Source organism: Wujia chipingensis (assembly GCF_014337155.1).
Classification (GTDB): domain Bacteria; phylum Bacillota; class Clostridia; order Lachnospirales; family Lachnospiraceae; genus Coprococcus_C; species Coprococcus_C hominis.
Genome location: NZ_CP060632.1, coordinates 1,309,245 through 1,329,320, shown reverse-complemented (window position 1 = coordinate 1,329,320; position 20,076 = coordinate 1,309,245). Strand labels below are relative to the sequence as shown.

Genomic DNA, 20,076 nt, shown 5'->3' with positions numbered 1-20,076 from the left:
GGCGGAGAAAAAGCTCTCCGCCTTTTGATATCTTTTATCCTGGCTTATTATACCGGATATGTCTTATTCTCTGTATTTGCTGCTGTTACATCCACACCTGTCTGCTGCGCTTCTCTGTACTTGAAGAATTCTGTTGCAACCTGTGGGAACAATGCATAAGAAAGAACATCCTCATCCTGCTGCTTGTACTGCGCCATTTCCTTCTCGAACTTAGCGAGAGATGGCTCTAAGTCATCTGCCGGACGATATGTGATAGGCTCCTTCATTCCAAGGCTGTCAAGTGCCTTCTTCTGGATCTCTGCATTTACAGGTACCGTAGTTCTACCGTACTTACCAACGAGCATATCCTTTGCCTCTTTTGTAAGCGTCTTGTAACGCTCACCCATAACGACGTTCAATACAGCCTGTGTACCAACGATCTGTGAAGATGGTGTAACAAGTGGAATCTCACCAAAGTCCTTACGAACACGTGGAATCTCTTCCAATACTTCGTCGTACTTATCCTCTGCATGCATTTCCTTCAACTGGGATACCATGTTGGAAAGCATACCACCTGGTACCTGGTAAAGCAGAGTCTTGATGTTAACGCCCATTACCTTTGGACTAAGCAGTCCGGACTCCAGCCACTGCTCACGGAGTGGACGGAAGTAATCAGCGATCTCAGCAAGAAGGTTCTGATCGAATCCAGGATCGAACTCTGTACCCTCGAATGCCTTTGCCATAACCTCTGTTGCAGGCTGTGATGTACCCATAGCAAGTGGCGACATTGCTGTATCAATAATGTCACATCCAGCTTCGACTGCCTTCATGTATGTCATGGAAGCGACACCAGATGTGTAATGTGTATGAAGCTGAATTGGAAGCTTTGTACCTTCCTTCAAAGCCTTTACAAGCTTCGTAGCCTCGTTTGGTACAAGAAGTCCGGCCATATCCTTGATACAGATAGAATCTGCACCCATCTCCTCGATCTGTCTTGCCATGTTCTTCCAGTAATCCATTGTATAAGCATCACCAAGTGTGTATGAAAGTGCAACCTGTGCATGTCCATTTTCCTTGTTTGCTGCCTTTACAGCTGTCTCAAGGTTACGGATATCATTCAGACAGTCAAAGATACGAATGATATCAATACCGTTTGCGATACTCTTCTGTACGAAGTACTCTACAACATCATCCGAATATGGGCTGTATCCAAGGATATTCTGTCCACGGAACAGCATCTGAAGCTTTGTATTCTTGAATCCGTCACGGAGCTTACGAAGTCTGTCCCACGGATCCTCTTTCAGGAAACGGAGACAAGCGTCGAATGTGGCACCACCCCAGCACTCTACGGAATGGTAACCAACTTTATCCATTTTATCAATAATTGGCAACATCTGCTCTGTTGTCATACGAGTTGCAATCAAAGACTGGTGTGCATCTCTCAGCACAGTTTCGGTAATCTTTACCGGTTTCTTTTCTTCTGCCATTAGTCTGACCTCCTAAATTCTCTATACTATACACCAAAGATTGCGAGGAATGTTCCGGCTGCAACCGCAGTACCGATAACACCTGCAACGTTTGGTCCCATGGCGTTCATCAAAAGGAAGTTTGTAGGATCTGCCTCTGCGCCAACCTTCTGTGATACACGTGCTGCCATAGGAACGGCAGATACACCCGCAGAACCGATCAGCGGATTTACCTTACCGTGCGTTACCTTGCACATAATCTTACCGAACAATACACCTGCCGCTGTACCAAACGCAAATGCGATCAGACCAAGCAATACAATTTTCAATGTACTTGTCTTCAGGAATGCTTCTGCACTTGTCGATGCACCTACGGATGTACCAAGCAGGATAACAACGATGTACATCATTGCATTACTTGCTGTCTCTGTTAACTGCTTAACAACACCACTCTCACGGAACAGGTTACCGAGCATCAGCATACCAACCAGCGGAGCTGTTGTAGGAAGAATCAATACAACAACTAATGTAACGATGATTGGGAACAGGATCTTCTCCATCTTTGATACTGGACGGAGCTGAGCCATCTTAATCTTTCTCTCCTTCTCTGTTGTAAGGAGCTTCATGATAGGTGGCTGGATAACCGGTACCAGTGACATATAAGAATATGCGGCAACTGCAATCGGTCCCATCAGAGTTCCACCCATTCCAAGCTTACCAGCCAGGAAGATAGATGTAGGGCCATCGGCACCACCGATGATAGAGATTGCTGCTGCTTCCTTTCCGTTGAATCCCATCAGGAATGCAAGGAAGTATGCAGCATAAATACCAAACTGAGCGGCTGCACCAAGCAGGAAGCTCTTCGGGTTCGCAATCAGCGGACCGAAGTCTGTCATGGCACCAACACCCATGAAGATGAGGGAAGGCAAAATACTCCACTCATCCAACAAATAGAAATAATGTAACAATCCACCATCAGCAATGATATCCGGGAACATGTTAACCAGGAACATACCGAAGGAGATTGGAACCAAAAGCAACGGCTCGAAGCCTTTCACGATTGCAAGATACATGAACACACATGCAATGAGAATCATTACATAGTGCTTCCATGTCAGGGTTGCAAATCCTGTCTGGAGAGCCAGATTTTTAAATACATCTGCAAAACTACTCACTTATGTTTACCTCCTGTTATTGTAGGAACCAGTTACTTACGAACTCTGATTAGTTCAAAGTAGCCAATACGTCGCCCGCCTCTACTGCATCACCTGCAGAAACGTTGATGCTTGCAACTGTTCCGTCTTCTGGAGCTACCACATCATTTTCCATCTTCATAGCCTCAAGGATCAGGATCACATCACCCTTCTTTACGGCTGTACCAACGCCTGCCTTTACGTTCAGGATCTTACCTGGCATTGGAGCTGCAACCTCGATAGAGCCTGCTGCGGCTGGAGCTGCTGGAGCTGCCGGAGCTGGTGCTGCGGCTGCAACTGGTGCTGGAGCTGCTACGGCTGCCGGAGCTGCACCTGCGCCTAATTCTTCTACTGCTACATCATAAGCTGTACCATTTACAGTGATTCTATAATTCTTCATGTTAATTTCCTCCTAATATATCAATTATTTTCTTGCACGACGAATCGAACGTACAACGAGTTTATCTTTACTTACTGCACCATTGCCTGCCTGTCCCTCAGCAGCATAAATAGCGGCTGTGATAACGGCTACAAGCTCTGCATCGTTCATCAGATTGCCTGCGGCTGGTGCCGGTGTAGCAGCCTTTGCTGGTGCTGCCGGCTTGCTCTCTTCCTTCTTGAGATCTTCGATCTTCGGCTTCTTTGCGAAAAGTGCCGGAAGGAATTTGAACAGTGAAATAATAAATGAGATGAAAATCAAAACTACAAATACAGTACCCATACCGAGCAATGTATTCATACCTGCCTGCTTCATCAGCTCTGCCTTAGAGTATACGGCTGAAACAACCATTTCCTCTGGAAGATACTGATATACGCCCTGCATCTCATTGTCGATGCCCTGCTGTACAACATCGTCTACACTTGAATAGTAACTGCCATACTGGGAGAAGAACTCCTCTTCTGAGCCATAGTACATCGCAATTTCCTGACGGACTGCATCTGCATTGTATGTCTGCTTTGCCTGATCCAGCTTGATGTAGTAATCTGGATTCTCAACAAACTTTACAGTTACTTCCACATCTCTGTTTGCTGCCTTGTTTGTAACAGTTACCGATACAGAGTCTGCGGCATTCTCAATCTTGTAATTGACATCATTTAAATCCATGCCAACACCGTTGATATAAGGAGAGAAATCCTGGAATTCTCCAACCTTATCGGTCTCCTGTGCCTGCTTGATACCCTTTACTGCGGACTGCTCGAATTCGGTTCCATCCTGAATATAATAATCAGCATATTCATCGCTCACGTTCTGATACTGGTTGAACAGATACATCGTGTCGATGACGATCTGGCTGTCATCATAGTCAAACGGCTTTTCAACCTCATTGCTGCAGGCAGTCAAGGAAAACATCATAGCTAACATGGAAATCAGAATTAATAATTTTTTCTTCATTTCATTGTCACCTTTCCTTATACTGCTCCGTGCTTCTTATATGGTCTTTCCTCGTTCTTTGTGCTAAGCATATCAAACGCAGCGATCACACGCTTTCTTGTTGCATCCGGCTCGATAATATCATCGATATATCCACGCTTTGCTGCTGCAAGTGCGCTTGACTGAAGCTCTGTATAAGCTTTCTTCTTCTCTGCAATGAATGCAACCTTATCAGCTGCCTCTGCAATTTCCTTCTCGTACATGATCTTGACAGCCATCTCTGGATCCATCGTACCAATCTTTGCACATGGCCATGCGTATACCATATCTGCGCCGATTGCCTTGGAGTTCATGATCGTGTAAGCAGTTCCAAACGCATCGCCCATCACAACGGTTACCTTAGGTACTGTTGCATCTGCAAATGCGTATGTGAGCTTGGCTGCTGCATCTGCGATTGTTCTCTCGTTTGATACAGTTGCTACAAATCCCTTTGCATTTACAAGTGTCAGTACAGGGATGTTGAATGCGTCACAGAACTTCACGAAGTCTGCTGCGATATAAGCACCGCTTGTAGAGAGAAGTTCTCCACCGTCAGCTGCCTGGTTGGCTACACAACCAACTGTCGCACCGTTCAACTTGATCAGTCCAAGAACCATGTCCTTTGCATAATCTTTCTTCACTTCTACGAATACATTGTTATCTGCGATGTTCTGAAGGACAGCTCTTGCATCCTTTGCAAATCCATCGAGATTTGGAATGATACGGTTCAGATCGTCTGTACAATCGGACTCTGCATCTTCCATGTTGTTGTCAGGGAGCATATCCACAAGGCTTCTGATGTTTGCAAGTGTTGTTGCATCATCCTCGAATACACCATCTACGAGAGAAGAATTCTCGCTAAGGTAAGCGGCAGATGCTGTATCAAGCTTTGCCTGATAGTTTCCATCCAGTGCATTTGGGCTGTTTACGAATAACTTTCCGCCCTCTGCTGTCATAAATGTAAAGTCTGTAAGTGTTGGAATAAGCGCTGCTCCACCACCGCATGTTCCAAAAATTGCAGTAATCTGTGGGATTACTCCTGACGCAAGTGTCTGCTTCAGATAAACCTCGCCGAATGCATTAAGTGCATCGGTTGCCTCCTGCAAACGAAGTCCCGCACAATCGATCAAACCGACTACCGGTGCGCCTACCTTCATAGCCATGTCATAAATCTTCGCAATCTTCTTTGCGTGCATCTCACCGATTGCACCACCAAGAACGGTTGCATCCTGGCTGTATACATACACCAGTTTTCCATTGATGACACCATATCCAGTAATAACACCGTCTTTTGGAGTATCATTTTCCTGCATGTTGAAGTCCGTATTTCTAGCTGTTACATATGCACCAACTTCAACAAAGCTCGCTTCGTCAAGCAAAGAAGAAATTCTGTCACTTGCTGACAATGTAAGTTTGTTACTCATTTTAAGCCCTCCACTTTTATTTATTATGGGTTTTCTGATTAGAAACCCAATTTCTTCCGATTGTAATTGTAAATCTTTTTCCGCCTGAAATCAAGTCAAAATCACATTCTTTGTCACAGTTTTGCAATAAAAAAGAAAAATCTGCAAAAAGCCTTAAACATTTATGTTCCATCCGCTTTTTACAGATTTTTAAAGCCACTCTTATTTTGTTTCAGAAAGCACGTTTTTATTCTTTACCAGATAGTCGATCAGGGAAATGATCGTCAGTGCCAGCGCCAGATAGATCAGTACATTCTCAATGATATGTACCGTGCTTCCACCGAAGTCGCAAATCAGTAAGATTACCATGAACATCTGGCAGACCGTCTTGATCTTGCCCCACCATCCGGCAGCGATCACAATGCCGTTATCCGATGCAACCAGACGAAAACCGCTGATGATAAACTCTCTTGCAATAATCACAATTACAACCCACGCCGGAATCCGGTCCAGATCGATCAGCGCGATCATGGCTGAACAGACAAGCAGCTTGTCCGCAAGTGGATCCATGAACTTGCCAAAGTCCGTAATCAGGTTATACTTTCGTGCGATTTTTCCATCCAGCATATCCGTGAGACTTGCCAGACAGAATAACGCAAGTGCAATCCATTTTCCTCCCGGAATGCCAGGCACCATCAGGGCTACTAAGAAAAATGGTATCATGATCATTCTAAGTATCGTTAATTTATTCGGCAGATTCATCGACAATCCCTCCTATCATATCATATGGTCCTACCTCATTGATCCGGACATCTACAATCTGTCCGGACATCAGTTCATAATCACAGTTCACAAACACCAGCCCGTCCACGCCCGGTGCATCCCGGTATGTCCGTCCGACATAGACATCATCGTCAGAAGAATATCCTTCGATGATGACCTGCATGATCATCCCGACAAATGTCTCGTTTTTATCCAATGAGATCTCCTGCTGCAGCTCCATGATCTCATTACGCCACTGCTCCGCTGTCTCTTCATCGATCTGGTTCTCAAATGTTGCTGCCGGTGTTCCATCTTCTCTGGAATACGTAAATACACCAACCCTGTCAAGCTCCTGTTCATCTAAGAATGCCATCAGTGCCTCATGCTCTTCCTGTGTCTCGCCAGGAAATCCTGCAATCAGGGAAGTACGGATTGCGATATCCGGGGCTGCTTCCCGCAGCTTTCCAATCACCGCTTCGATGCTTGCACGATCTGTCCTTCTTCCCATCCGCTTTAAGATTGCATCCTCGCTGTGTTGCATCGGCATATCAATATAATGCAGAAGCTTCGGTTCCTCCTTGAAGCAGTCGATCAGTTCGTCGTAGATTTCCTCCGGATAGCAGTACATCAGGCGGATCCATTTAATTCCCTCAATCTTCGCCAGTTCATGAACTAACACATGCAGCCGTTTCTCCCCGTACAGATCTTTACCATAACAGGTTGTCTCCTGTGCGACAAGCACCAGCTCCTCGATGCCCTGCGATGCCATATATTCTGCTTCCTTTAAAAGCTGGTCCATCGGCACACTCCGGTAATGTCCGCGGATATGTGGGATGACACAGTAGGTACAGAACTTGTCGCAGCCTTCTGCAATCTTTAAGTATCCCATAAATGTACCCGATGTGATGACCTTGTTTGATTCTGTGATTGTTGCCAGACGGTCGATATCGTCATAGACACTGATTTCTTCTGCATCCTCGATACCATCACGCGCCTTCAGCTCCTCGATCACATCTAAAATCTTATCGAAGCTGCTCGTTCCAAGACATGCATCGATCTCCGGGATCTCGTCAAAGATCTCATCCTTGAAACGCTGTGCCATACATCCGGTCACAATCAGGTATTTTAAGTTCTGCTGTTTGAGCTTCGCCATCTCCAATACTGTATTTACACTTTCCTCCATCGCATCCTTGATGAAACTGCATGTATTTACGATGATTGCATCGGCTTCCTGCTCGTCGTTCGTAATATTGTAATTGTGCTTTGCGAGCAGGCCAAGCATTGCCTCGCTGTCGCAAAGGTTCTTGTCACAGCCAAGTGACACCATCAATATGTTCATATATTTCTTATTCCTCACGCTCTGCGGCTTCCACGCAGTTATTCATCAGCATCGCAATCGTCATCGGTCCTACGCCGCCCGGAACTGGTGTGATGGCACCAGCCACCGGTTCCACCGATGCAAAATCAACATCACCGCATAATTTGTTGTTGGCATCTCTGTGGATACCAACATCGATCACTGTCGCACCGTCCTTCACATACGATGCGTCGATCATCTTCGGCTTTCCGATCGCAACGATCAGGATATCTGCCTCTTTACAGATTTCCTTTAAGTTCTTCGTTCTCGAATGGCAGATTGTTACGGTTGCATTCTCACGCAACATCAGAAGTGCCATCGGCTTGCCTACGATATTGCTTCTGCCGATCACAACGCAGTGCTTTCCTTCGATGTCAATCTCGGAACGCTTCAGAAGCTGGATAATTCCCGCTGGTGTACATGATACGAATCCCGGTCTGCCAATACACAGGCTGCCAACGCTCTCCGGATGGAATCCATCCACATCCTTCTTCGGAGAGATCGCATTGATGATCTTCTCTTCATTGATGTGCTTTGGAACCGGAAGCTGCACTAAGATTCCGTGCACGCCGTCATCCTCGTTTAAATCCTTGATAATAGAGAGAAGTTCTTCCTCGGTTGTCTCCTCCGGAAGTTCAAACGCACGTGACTCGATGCCGATATACGCGCATGCCTTCTTCTTATTTCCAACATATACAGAAGATGCCGGATCGTTTCCGACCTGAATGACTGCCAGGCAGATATTTTTGCCCTGTGCCTTCAACGCGGAAACCTTCTCTTTTAACTCATCCTTGATCTGCTGGGAGATTTCTTTTCCGTTAATCAATTTTGCCATTGTTATAATCCGCCTTTCTTTTCAACATTGTACACGGTTCCATATGCCGTGTACCATGCATCTGAATTCATAAATATACGATGTATTGAAACTAAGTAGTTCTAGATGCTCCAATATACATACCAAACTCATACGCAACCGCCACCAATTCGCCATCCATGGCTCAGTGGTGGCTTGTTTGAACTTCCTGTTCAAACATTGCTGTACACAGATGGAGCATCAAAAACTTCTAAGTTTCAAACATATGTATATTTAGAATTCAGATGCATGGTACATATACATATGGAATCGTATACAAATTGGTACTTCTTAGAATAAACCGTGTGTTACACCTTCATCATCCACGAAGATACGCTCTGCGGCTGGAACTTTAGGAAGTCCCGGCATCGTCATGATCGCACCTGTGATTGCTACGACAAATCCAGCTCCGGCACTTACATATACTTCACGGATATTGACTGTAAATCCAGTCGGTCTGCCAAGCTTCTTCGCATCATCGGAAAGGGAATACTGGTTCTTCGCCATGCAGACTGGCATATTTGCAAATCCCATCTCCTCGATCTTTGCGATCGCACGATCTGCCTCTGCAGAATAGGTTACGCCATCTGCGCCATAAATCTTCTTTGCGATTGTCTCAATCTTCTCCTTGATAGAGAGATTATCTTCATATAATACCTTGAAGTGGCTTTCCTTTGTCTCAAGTGTGTTGAGCACGGCATTTGCAAGCTCAATACCACCTTCGCCGCCTTTCTCCCATACATTTGCGAGGGCGAAATCACAGCCACGCTTCTCACAGAACTCACGTACAAATGCAAGCTCTGCATCTGTATCGGATACGAAACGGTTCAGCGTTACAACTACCGGCACACCGTAGAGCTGTAAGTTCTCGATATGCTTCTCTAAGTTCACGATACCCTTTTCCAATGCTTCTAAGTTTTCCTCGCCAAGGTCTGCCTTTGCCACGCCACCGTTATATTTCAGTGCACGTACCGTTGCTACAAGCACAACTGCATCCGGCTTCAATCCAGTCATACGACACTTGATATCGAAAAATTTCTCTGCTCCGAGATCCGCACCGAAACCTGCCTCTGTGATGACATAATCTGCAATTTTAAGTGCGGTCTGTGTTGCACGGACAGAGTTACAGCCATGTGCGATATTCGCAAATGGACCACCGTGTACAAGTGCTGGTGTATGCTCTAATGTCTGGATCAGATTTGGTTTGATCGCATCCTTCAAAAGCGCTGTCATCGCACCGACACACTTGAGCTCACCAGCTGTAACAGGCTCATTATCTACATTATAAGCAACGATAATTCTTGAAAGACGCTCCTGCAGATCCCTGATATCTGTTGCCAGACAGAGGATTGCCATGATCTCTGAAGCAACTGTGATAACGAATCCATCCTGACGCATCACGCCGTCGCCCTTCTTACCCATACCAACGATAATGTTACGAAGCACACGGTCGTTCATATCCAGACAACGCTTAAATACGATACGCTTCGGATCGATGCGGAGTGTATTTCCCTGATGCATATGGTTATCCATCACGGCTGCAAGCAGGTTATTTGCAGATGTGATTGCATGGAAATCACCTGTAAAATGCAAGTTTAAGTCTTCCATTGGTACGACCTGGGCATATCCGCCGCCGGCTGCTCCACCTTTGATACCAAAACATGGTCCAAGAGATGGCTCACGCAGTGCAATGACCGCCTTCTTTCCAAGCTTGCACATTGCCTGACCAAGTCCTACGGTTACTGTTGTCTTTCCCTCTCCTGCCGGAGTCGGGTTGATTGCTGTTACCAGAATCAATTTACCATTCTCATTATTCTTTACAGACTGCATGTACTCATCGGAAATCTTCGCCTTGTACTTACCGTACATCTCGATATCATCCTCCGACATACCAAGCTTTGCTGCCACGTTCTTAATTGGTTCCATCTCTGCCTGCTGTGCGATTTCAATGTCTGTTAACATACTCTTTTGTCCTCCTGACTCCCTTATAAATATTCCTCTACATAATTTTCAAATTCTTCCATGCTCATAAGCACCTTCCGTGGCTTCGTCCCCTCTTCCGGACCGACCACACCAGCTTCGGAAAGCTGATCCATAATACGTGCTGCACGGTTAAATCCGATTTTATATACTCTTTGTAACATACCGATGGACGCCTTATCTTTTCCGATAATAAACTTTCCGGCATCTACAAAGTAGTCATCATATTCCGGTTCTGCAGACGATGCACCACCGCCAGAACCACCGACCTTTGTGTTCGCAATCTCCTTTGAGATTGATTCATCGTAGGTCACTTCGCCGCTTTCCTCCTTCAGGAAGTCCACGACATCTGCGATCTCATCATCCGACAGGAATGCACCCTGTACACGTACCGGCTTCGGATAGCCCGTCGGATAGAATAACATATCACCTTTACCAAGCAATTTTTCGGCACCATTCATATCGAGGATCGTTCTCGAGTCGACACCCGAGGATACGGTCATCGCGATTCTGGATGGCACATTTGCCTTGATCAGACCGGTAATGACATCCACAGATGGTCTCTGCGTTGCGATTACCAGATGGATACCTGCCGCACGTGCAAGCTGGGACAGACGCACGATAGCATCCTCCACTTCGCCGTGTGCTACCATCATCAGATCAGCAAGCTCGTCGACAATAATCACGATCTGTGGCAGCTTCTTCAAGTCTTCGTTACCCTCTTCCGAGCCTGTCACTGCCTTTACCTTTTCGTTATAGCCCTGCAGATTCCGCACATTATACTGTGCAAATAACTGGTAACGATTTGTCATTTCAAGTACCGCCCAGTTCAGAGCGCCTGCCGCCTTCTTCGGATCGGTCACAACCGGAATCAGCATATGTGGGATTCCATTGTAGATACTCAGCTCTACCTGCTTTGGATCAACCATAATCAGCTTCACGTCATCCGGCTTTGCCTTATATAAGATACTCATGATCAATGTATTGATACAGACCGATTTACCGGAACCAGTCGCACCTGCGATCAGCAAATGCGGCATCTTCGCGATATCTGCCACAACCACCTGTCCGCTGATATCCTTACCAACTGCAAATGCAATGTTGGACGGGAACTTCTGGAAGTTGTCTGATTCAAGCAGATCGCGGAAAAATACAGGCTGGCTCTCCTTGTTCGGCACCTCAATACCTACTGCCGGCTTGCCCGGAATCGGTGCTTCGATACGGATATCTGCCGCCGCTAAATTCAGTTTGATATCATCCGCCAAGTTCGTGATCTTCGATACCTTCACGCCCTGCTCCGGCTGTAACTCATACCGGGTAACAGATGGACCGCAGCTGTAATCCGTCACTGTGACATTGACGCCGAAGTTTTCGAGTGTGCTCTTTAACTTCATCGCGGTCTCACGGACGGACGCTTCATTTGACTTTGTCCCCTTTCCTCTGCCACTCTTCAAGAGCTTCAACGGTGGGAATTTGTATTCCTTGATTGGTTTTTGTTCACTGTTTTCCTGAATTGTCTCTGCAATCTGGTCACGTTCCGAAAGCATCTCCTGCTCGGATTCCTTCGTCTTCTTGCGCTTTCTCGTCGCCGCTTCGGTCACTGGAGCCTCGTCCGCATCTGGCACGGAAACATCTGCGGTGTCCATCTGTTTTTCTGCTGCACGCGACGTTCTCTTCGTATGTACCGGGTCCAATGTATCCGCAGCCGTCTCATCATAAGCAGAAATATCAGTACCTGTCTGTGCGTTTTCCTCCTGCCACATCTGATCTGTGATTGTCGTTTCCTCCTGTGCGGCTCCGTTTGCATAATCTGGGCGGTCAAAGAAATCCACCGTCTCTTTCTTCGGTGTATCCGGCACAGGTGGGATATCCGCTTTCGCACTGCGAAGTTCTGTCACACCGCCTTTTTTCTTTTTCAGCAGCGACAAATCTACATACCCCTCTGAGACATCCTTGGCATCCTGCAAGGTCAGATTCGGATTGAACAGATCTTCATGTGGAAGCGGTTTTAACTCATGAACCTCTTCCCCCTCGACCTTCTTATTTTTGACTTTCTTCTTTTTCTTCTTCACTGGTACAGCCGGCTTCTCCTGCTCCACCTTGATATTATCCAATTTTGTTCTGCGCTTTGCCTCAAGTGCTGCCTCTGGATCAATCGCTTCCTCGTCATCATCCTCATACAGCGCATTGTAACGATTCTTGAACTGTGCAGACCGCTCCTTTGCAAAATCGATCAGCGACACATTCATTACGACGATGATTCCAATGATGATCAAAAGTGCAATCACAATGATCGCGCCCGGTTTTCCAATCAGATTGTACAGTACAACGAGCAATCCACCTAAGATAAATCCGCCGCCCTTCTTTTCCTGTGCCCCCTGATCATACAGAAGCTTCGCCGTCATATGATCGGCACCAGCCGTAAGCTGGAAGATAAATGCTGCTGCAACAATAAACAGTCCTACACAGAGTACGCGGTTTACGACTGCTTTTTTTGCACCGTTTGAAAGCAGAAATGCCTCTGTCAAAAAGATGTATAACGGAAGCACATATTCCACAACACCAAACAGTCCAAACATAAACTTCGCAAAGAAATTGCCTACAACGCCGCACCAGCCAAAGTTGCTGATAAAGAAAAATGTACAAACTGCCAGACAGATAAACAGATGGATTTCATTCTTCCGTGCCTGTTCCTGCGCCAGCTGTGCTTTTGTCTTTCTTCCTCCTGTACGGGAAGCGGACGCCTGTCTGGACGACTGCGAAGATCTTGCTTTCTGTGGTGATCTTGCCGTCGATGTCGAACGGCTGGCAGTCGTTTTACTTCTCGTATTCGATTGTGGACCTTTATTATATGTACTGTTGTTTCCCGTTGCCACGGTATGCACTCCTTCTCTTTTCCCTCATTCTCCGATTATGACAGACATTTTTCTAAATGTAATCACCCATATGGCAGTCCGTATCCATATACAAACCGCCACACGGGTATATTTATGTCAGTTTAAATGCTCATACTGCTCTATTTTACTATTTTTCTTTGCATTTATCAAGTCATATAAACAATTCATTGCGGTATGGATGCCGCCCACCCGGTCGATGATTCCTACCTCGACTGCCTGCCTGCCAACTAACACCGAACCAATGTCTTTCGTCAGTTCTTTCGTATTGAACATGATCTCCCTCAGTTCCTCTTCCTTGATGGAACAATGATTCGACGTAAATTCAATGATCCGATCCTGCATCCGCTCAATATATTCGTAATTCTGCGTCACACCAAGCACGGTTCCATTCATCCGGATCGGATGCACGACCATCGTTGCCGACGGCACAATAAACGTCACATCCCCGGATACTGCCAACGGCACGCCAATTGAATGTCCGCCGCCAAGCACAAGACATACCTTCGGCTTGCTTAAGGATGCAATCATCTCTGCAATAGCGAGCCCTGCCTCGACATCACCGCCCACGGTATTTAAGAGTACCATCAGTCCGTCGATGCCCTCGTCGTCCTCCACGGCAGCAAGCTGTGGCAGGATATGCTCATATTTGCTTGTCTTCGAGGACGAACCAAGATTCTCATGCCCCTCGATTTCTCCTATTATATTCAACAAATGAATTCGGTGATGATACCGGTTTTTCGACAAAGTAATCTGTCCGTAGTCAGTGATCAGACTCCCCTGCTTTTGCTGGTTGTCCATCCCGCTTTCTTCCTGTTTCTGCCGGCTATCCATATGAAACGCCTGTTCCTTCCCTGTTTCTCCCTGTCTCTCCAATGTTTCCTACCTCCGTTCACAAAATTTTCTCATAGATATTATGTACATTTTGTTTGACTTTTATAAATACGGAAACTATAATAGCAACGCAAAGTAGCTTATTTATTTTTTCTATAAATTACGGAGGTTTGATAAATGGAAACACAAAGCAAAGACAAAGTATATGTCATCGGACATAAAAATCCGGACACTGACTCCATCTGTTCTTCCATTTGCTATGCTTATCTGAAGCGGCAGATTACCGGCGATGATTATGTCCCGATGCGCGCTGGCGAGATAAACGCAGAAACCAAATATGTATTAAATGCATTTTCCGCGGCTGTGCCGGAATATATGGAAAATGTCTCCACACAGGTAAAAGACGTGGAATACCGCCATATCGATGGCGTTGACGGAGAGATTTCCATCAAAAATGCATGGGAAATCTTAAGCGAATCCGGTGCAACCACGCTTCCATCGGTAAACGAAAATGGCAATTTAGTCGGACTGATCACCGTTCGCGACATCGCCATGACTTATATGGAAGTGTACGACAACCGTGTCATCGCATCCGCGCACACACCATACAAGAATATTATCAACACCCTCTCTGCTGATCTGATCGTCGGCGATGAGAAGGATTATGTGCATACCGGAAAGGTGCTGATCTCCGCCGCCAACCCGGACATGATGGAAAACTACATTGAGCAGGGCGACATTGTCATCCTTGGTAACCGTTACGAGTCACAGCTTTGCGCAATTGAGATGGATGCACAGTGCATCATCATCTGTGACGGTGCGGTCGTATCGAAAACAATCACGAAGCTCGCTGAGGATCACAACTGCTCGATCATCCGTACCCCATATGATACTTATACCGCAGCGCGTCTGATCAACCAGAGTATCCCAATCCGTTACTTTATGAAGAAGGATAACCTGATCACCTTCTCGACTGAGGATTATATCCGGGATATCCGTACCGTTATGGCGGGTAAACGCCACCAGTACTATCCTGTCCTGAATGAATATGGAAAATACGTAGGACTGATCTCCCAGCGAAATTATTTGAATGCGAATCCAAAAAAGGTCATCTTAGTTGACCACAACGAGCATGCACAGGCAGTCGACGGTATCGAAGAAGTCCAGCTTCTGGAAATCATCGATCACCATAGACTGGGCGGCTTGCAGACGATGAATCCGGTTTATTTCCGCAACCAGCCACTTGGCTGTACAGCAACGATCATCTATCAGATGTTTGAAGAAAACCATGTTGAAATCCCGAAGCAGATTGCCGGACTGTTATGTTCTGCAATCATCTCGGATACCTTGATGTTCCGCTCACCGACCTGCACACAGATGGATGAGCATACATGCCGGAAGCTTGCAAAGATCGCAAACATCGATATCGAAGCATATGCGATTGCCATGTTCAACGCCGGAAGCAAGCTGATGAACGAGACGGACGAGGAAATCTTCTATCAGGATTACAAGGTATTCTCCTCAGAGAACTTAAAGTTCGGCATCGGACAGATCACTGCGTTCAACTCTACGATGTTAGATGCGGTCAAGCCACGGATTCTCAAATACATGGAAAGCATCTACAACCAGAGCGAAGCCGATATGTTATTCTTCATGCTGACGAATATCTTCAAAGAAAGCACCGAGCTTTTATACTATGGCAAAAACTCCGAAGAACTGCTTGAAAAAGCGTTCAAGCTCGATGAAGTATCCGGCGGCAGCATCAACCTGCCGGGCGTTGTCTCCAGGAAGAAGCAGATCTTACCGATGATCGTAAGTGCTTCGAATAATATGTAGGATATGTAATCAGCAAATGCCTATAACGCAAAAAGAGACATTCCCAAACAGCTCAGATAGGGAATGCCTCTTTTTTATATTAATATATTTTATTATACGCAGACTGCAATTATACCATCTGCACCAACCAGACATCACTCTTCACCATAAAGAATCCAATCGTCGCTTTGATTAATTCCGTCGCCTGCACGAAAAAATACACACTCACAATTCCAAGTCCCGTAAAATGCGCAAGCACGTACGCACAAGGAACAACAATGACCCATGTGAACACGGAATCAAACAGGAATGTAACCAATGTCTTACCGCCTGATCGTAAGGTAAAGTAGAAGGTATGGCTCATGGAACAAATCGGCATCAAAAGCGCAGATATACTCATGAACGCTGTAGCAAGCTTCTTGATTTCATCGGTTGTATTGTAGATATGCGGAAAAAACCTGCCAACTACAAACATTACCGCCGCGACAAGTATACAGCAAAATACACTGAACACGATCATCTTATTATCCGCATCCTTCGCCTGTTCCAGCTCGCCGGCTCCCAGATACTGTCCTACAATGATGCTGATACATGCACCAAGCTGAATATACACAATATTAAACAAATTCGTGATCGTCGTTGCGATGTTTAGTCCGGCAACCACCTCGAGTCCGCGCACCGAATAGCACTGCGTCACTGCTGTCATCCCCGCCGCCCAGAGAAGTTCATTCAACATAAGTGGAAATCCTTTGATCAAAATTGCTTTGAATTCGCCCATTGGCATGCCAAATCCCCGGTATGCACCAGCCAGATACTTGTTCTTTTCTTTATGGGAATGTGCCCAGATTACAATAATTGCAGCTTCTATATAACGCGCCAGTATCGTTGCGAGCGCTGCACCCATAACGCCAAGCTTCGGAAATGGCCCAATTCCAAATATCAACAGATAATCTAACACTGCATTGCTTCCAACTGCCACGAAGCTTGCAACCATCGGTACAAATGTCTGCCCGGTTTCCTTGATGTTTGTCGCATACGACTGTGTAACCGCAAAAGGAACCAAGCCGATCAGCATGATGGACAGATACTGTTTTCCATACCGTAACGCAACATCTGTCGCACCGGTTCCGGCCGTATCCGTAAGATATAAGGATATGAGATTCTCACCATTCGTAATAAATAACGTAATTGCAAGAATCGTCACAAACATCGTTGCATACAGTTTGAATCGGAATGAGTACATGTGACCTTCATGGTTTCCTTTTCCGAAATACTGTGCGCCAAAAATACTTGCTGCCGATGCCGCACCAAAAATTGCCAAATTATATACAAAAATCAACTGATTCACAATCGCTACACCGGACATTTGTTCAGTTCCAAGCTGTCCAACCATGATATTATCCAAAAAGCTGACCAAATTCGTAATCGCATTCTGTAAGATCATCGGCAAAGCAAGCATCAGATATCGCTTATAAAAGGCACGATCGCCAATAAATTTTTTGATTTGAAAAGACCGTTTCGTATTCATGTGTCATTCACCTCACTTTTCACACACGCCCTGCATGTTTCACAATCAAATCCAAAAATCTCCCGCATGATAGTTCCGCACGCATATATCAATTCTGTTATATATATATAGAAAAATATGGTGGGTACAGAATCTACCCACCATATCACATAGTTTCTTCTATATTTTGCGTACGTTTGTCTTAGCACTTACATTGTAAGGATAATCTCATTGATATCAGCCAGCTCGCTTGCTGCAATATAGTTATCGCTCATTTCTTTGCCATTTACGACAAGACTCTTGTAACCGCTCTCTGCGCCATTCGGATTCTTCACAACGATATGAAGCTTCTTTCCACGGAAGTCCTTGTTGATCTCGAATTCCTTCCAGTCAGATGGAACCGATGGTGCGATACGAAGTCCATCGAAGTCCGGACGCATACCAAGGATACCCTCAACACATCCAACCATAACGGTCGATGCTGTACCGGTCAGCCAGTGTACATGTGCTCTACCCTCGAATGGGCTGTCAGAGCTCTCTGTAAACTGTCCGTGGCAATATGGCTCCAGCTTTCTGATCTCTGCCTTGTCATTCATGGATGCAGGTGAGCTTTCTGTGAAATACTCAAATGCACGGTTTCCATGTCCCATCAGGGATTCTGCCAGAATAATCCAACCCTGTGGCTGTGAGAAGATACCGCCATTTTCCTTTGTGGATGGATTGAACAGAAGCATCAACGCTCCCTCAAACGCATGATCTACATAGGATGGCGCCATCAGACGTACGCCATATGGTGTATTCAATTCTCTATGTACAGACTCCAGTGCTTTCTCTGCCTGATCCTTTGTGGCAAGACCACTGATAACTGCCCATGACTGTGGATTCAGCCACATGTTTGCTTCCGGATCATGCTTGGAACCGATGATCATGCCGTCTTCCTTGTATCCACGGATATAGCGGTCATCTTCCCAGCACTTTGTCTGGATAATATCGCCAAGTTCCTTCTGGATCTTATCCAGATATGCGATATATTCTGTATCATTTTTCTGCTCTGCAAAGATGCGGAGTACGCTCATCGCATAGTAAAGCTGCATTGCAACAAATGTTGACTCGCCCTGCTTGCCAAGACGTAAGCAGTCATTCCAGTCTGCATGCAGACCTGCCGGCATACGATTGTTTCCAAGGTGATTCATAGAGAAATCAATCGCACGCTTCAAATGCTCATACACCGTACCCTCTCCGCCATTTGCGAACAGGATTACTTCATCGATAAAGTCTGTATTTCCAGACTCCGCAATATACTTATAAACTGTTGGGAACAACCACAATGCATCATCTGCACGATAAGCCGGATGTCCGGTTGCACGTACATAAGACTCATCATCTGGTGTATCCTCATGACCTGCATTGTGATCAAACTTTACAAGTGGAAGTCCACCACCATTGTCTACCTGTGCAGACAACATGAAACGGATCTTGTCCAACGCCATCTCTGGTGCCAAATGGATTACGCCCTGAATATCCTGTACCGTATCACGGTATCCGTATCCATTTCGAAGTCCACAGTAGGAGAACGATGCGGCTCTTGACCAGATAAATGTCATGAAGCACTGATATGCATTCCATGTATTGATCATCGCATTGAATGACTCGCTTGGTGTCTTTACCTGGAAATGATTCAGCTTTCCATGCCAGTATTCCTTCAACTCTGCCAGCTCAGCTTCACTCTGTGCATGCACATCTGCATAGCTGTTCATCACTGCTTCTGTCTCTGCATCATTCTTCATGCCGAGTACAAATGCAAGCTCCTTGCTCTCGCCCGGTGCGAGTGTGATCTTTGTCTCCAAAGCGCCACAGGCATTACCATTATAATTCAGACAGTTTCCGCAATCACCGTTTTCTACGCCGACTGGATTGCCATAGCCATGATATCTGCCAAGGAACGCTTCCTTATCTCCGGCATAGCTTGCAACCTCTGCTCCAGCCAGACCAAAGAATCTTGTAAATGCAACACTTCCGTTGATAGCTGCACCCTTATTCACGTTCTCATTGATCACCTGCTTAATGCGGTTTCCCATGAAATATGTTCTTGTGATAAAGAGTGTATACTGCAGATTGACCTGATCCTGCTCATAGTTGTTATCATTTGTAAATTCACAGTAACCAAAGACTGACAGGTTACGAGGCTTGTCAGAATCGTTCGTAACCTTCAGCTTCCATACCTCATGCGTCTTATCAAGTGGTACATAGTAAAGTACAGAGCTCTTGATGCCTGCATATTCTGCATTCATATACGTATAGCCTGTACCATGGTGACACTCACTCTTGTAGCTGTCTAAATCTTTTCCAACTGGCTGCCATGAGGCTGACCAGTAATCTTTGCTGTCATTGTCACGCAGATAAATGTATCTGCCCGGCTGGTCAAAGCTGTTGAAGATATAACGAAGAATTCTTCCGTTTGCACCAGACTTTACAAAGCTGTATCCACCGGCATTGTTGGAAATGATTGCGCCGTATTCCGGAGAACCAAGGTAGTTCGCCCAAGGTGCCGGAGTATCCGGTCTGTCAATCACATATTCCTTATTTGCCTCATCAAAGTATCCGTATCTCATGAGGTACCCT

Annotated in this window: 14 protein-coding genes; 1 reads left to right on the top strand and 13 read right to left on the bottom strand. The window is 45.8% G+C overall.

Annotation, left to right across the window (positions count from 1 at the left end):
- Positions 1-47 precede the first annotated feature (47 nt).
- The 11 genes from H9Q76_RS06175 to H9Q76_RS06125 all read right to left on the bottom strand — a co-directional run bounded on the left by H9Q76_RS06175 (position 48) and on the right by H9Q76_RS06125 (position 14,132).
- Positions 48-1,466, bottom strand: coding sequence for an oxaloacetate decarboxylase subunit alpha (locus H9Q76_RS06175; protein ID WP_021985618.1), 1,419 nt, complete (start codon positions 1,464-1,466; stop codon positions 48-50).
- Positions 1,467-1,492: 26 nt separating this feature from the next.
- Positions 1,493-2,620 (bottom strand): sodium ion-translocating decarboxylase subunit beta, encoded by a 1,128-nt coding sequence (locus H9Q76_RS06170; RefSeq protein ID WP_117780197.1) that lies wholly within the window; start codon positions 2,618-2,620, stop codon positions 1,493-1,495.
- 49 nt (positions 2,621-2,669) lie between these two features.
- On the bottom strand, positions 2,670-3,038 hold the full coding sequence (locus tag H9Q76_RS06165) for a biotin/lipoyl-containing protein (protein WP_021985620.1): 369 nt from the start codon (positions 3,036-3,038) through the stop codon (positions 2,670-2,672).
- 24 nt (positions 3,039-3,062) lie between these two features.
- Positions 3,063-4,031, bottom strand: a complete 969-nt coding sequence (locus H9Q76_RS06160) for an OadG family protein (protein ID WP_227572830.1) — start codon at positions 4,029-4,031, stop codon at positions 3,063-3,065.
- 17 nt (positions 4,032-4,048) lie between these two features.
- On the bottom strand, positions 4,049-5,473 hold the full coding sequence (locus tag H9Q76_RS06155) for an acyl-CoA carboxylase subunit beta (protein ID WP_021985622.1): 1,425 nt from the start codon (positions 5,471-5,473) through the stop codon (positions 4,049-4,051).
- Between the two features lie 201 nt (positions 5,474-5,674).
- Entirely contained in the window at positions 5,675-6,214 is a 540-nt protein-coding gene (gene pgsA, locus H9Q76_RS06150) for a CDP-diacylglycerol--glycerol-3-phosphate 3-phosphatidyltransferase (RefSeq protein ID WP_021985623.1), read from the bottom strand.
- Positions 6,198-7,553, bottom strand: coding sequence for a 30S ribosomal protein S12 methylthiotransferase RimO (gene rimO / locus H9Q76_RS06145; protein WP_249321840.1), 1,356 nt, complete (start codon positions 7,551-7,553; stop codon positions 6,198-6,200). Before rimO ends, pgsA begins: the two co-directional genes overlap by 17 nt.
- Before the next feature lie 7 nt (positions 7,554-7,560).
- Complete coding sequence (gene folD, locus H9Q76_RS06140; RefSeq protein ID WP_021985625.1) at positions 7,561-8,406, bottom strand: bifunctional methylenetetrahydrofolate dehydrogenase/methenyltetrahydrofolate cyclohydrolase FolD; 846 nt, start codon at positions 8,404-8,406, stop codon at positions 7,561-7,563.
- 309 nt (positions 8,407-8,715) lie between these two features.
- On the bottom strand, positions 8,716-10,386 hold the full coding sequence (locus tag H9Q76_RS06135; RefSeq protein ID WP_195540736.1) for a formate--tetrahydrofolate ligase: 1,671 nt from the start codon (positions 10,384-10,386) through the stop codon (positions 8,716-8,718).
- A gap of 23 nt (positions 10,387-10,409) precedes the next feature.
- Positions 10,410-13,280 carry a DNA translocase FtsK gene (locus H9Q76_RS06130; RefSeq protein ID WP_249321839.1) on the bottom strand — a complete coding sequence of 957 codons (2,871 nt, stop codon included), beginning with the start codon at positions 13,278-13,280 and terminating at the stop codon, positions 10,410-10,412.
- Positions 13,281-13,397: 117 nt separating this feature from the next.
- The gene (locus H9Q76_RS06125; protein WP_147341753.1) at positions 13,398-14,132 is read right to left on the bottom strand and encodes a ClpP family protease; all 735 of its coding nucleotides are present in this window, start codon (positions 14,130-14,132) and stop codon (positions 13,398-13,400) included.
- A 177-nt stretch (positions 14,133-14,309) separates the two neighbouring features.
- Here H9Q76_RS06125 and H9Q76_RS06120 point away from each other — a divergent pair, with 177 nt between their 5' ends.
- A complete protein-coding gene (locus H9Q76_RS06120) occupies positions 14,310-15,968 on the top strand; it encodes a putative manganese-dependent inorganic diphosphatase (RefSeq protein ID WP_021985629.1) in 1,659 nt (552 codons plus the stop codon).
- 109 nt (positions 15,969-16,077) lie between these two features.
- Here the strand turns inward: H9Q76_RS06120 and H9Q76_RS06115 are convergent, their stop codons facing one another.
- Positions 16,078-17,475: an MATE family efflux transporter gene (locus tag H9Q76_RS06115; protein WP_117780202.1), complete on the bottom strand. Its 1,398-nt coding sequence runs from the start codon at positions 17,473-17,475 to the stop codon at positions 16,078-16,080.
- 188 nt (positions 17,476-17,663) lie between these two features.
- Positions 17,664-20,066 carry a GH36-type glycosyl hydrolase domain-containing protein gene (locus H9Q76_RS06110; RefSeq protein WP_021985631.1) on the bottom strand — a complete coding sequence of 801 codons (2,403 nt, stop codon included), beginning with the start codon at positions 20,064-20,066 and terminating at the stop codon, positions 17,664-17,666.
- Positions 20,067-20,076: the final 10 nt, after the last annotated feature.

Bases quoted from the DNA above. Each gene is read 5' to 3' on its own strand.
- H9Q76_RS06175 (WP_021985618.1), bottom strand. From the start codon at position 1,466: ATGGCAGAAGAAAAGAAACCGGTAAAGATTACCGAAACTGTGCTGAGA.
- H9Q76_RS06165 (WP_021985620.1), bottom strand. From the start codon at position 3,038: ATGAAGAATTATAGAATCACTGTAAATGGTACAGCTTATGATGTAGCA.
- H9Q76_RS06160 (WP_227572830.1), bottom strand. From the start codon at position 4,031: ATGAAGAAAAAATTATTAATTCTGATTTCCATGTTAGCTATGATGTTT.
- H9Q76_RS06155 (WP_021985622.1), bottom strand. From the start codon at position 5,473: ATGAGTAACAAACTTACATTGTCAGCAAGTGACAGAATTTCTTCTTTG.
- pgsA (WP_021985623.1), bottom strand. From the start codon at position 6,214: ATGAATCTGCCGAATAAATTAACGATACTTAGAATGATCATGATACCA.
- rimO (WP_249321840.1), bottom strand. From the start codon at position 7,553: ATGAACATATTGATGGTGTCACTTGGCTGTGACAAGAACCTTTGCGAC.
- folD (WP_021985625.1), bottom strand. From the start codon at position 8,406: ATGGCAAAATTGATTAACGGAAAAGAAATCTCCCAGCAGATCAAGGAT.
- H9Q76_RS06135 (WP_195540736.1), bottom strand. From the start codon at position 10,386: ATGTTAACAGACATTGAAATCGCACAGCAGGCAGAGATGGAACCAATT.
- H9Q76_RS06125 (WP_147341753.1), bottom strand. From the start codon at position 14,132: ATGGATAGCCGGCAGAAACAGGAAGAAAGCGGGATGGACAACCAGCAA.
- H9Q76_RS06120 (WP_021985629.1), top strand. From the start codon at position 14,310: ATGGAAACACAAAGCAAAGACAAAGTATATGTCATCGGACATAAAAAT.
- H9Q76_RS06115 (WP_117780202.1), bottom strand. From the start codon at position 17,475: ATGAATACGAAACGGTCTTTTCAAATCAAAAAATTTATTGGCGATCGT.
- H9Q76_RS06110 (WP_021985631.1), bottom strand. From the start codon at position 20,066: ATGAGATACGGATACTTTGATGAGGCAAATAAGGAATATGTGATTGAC.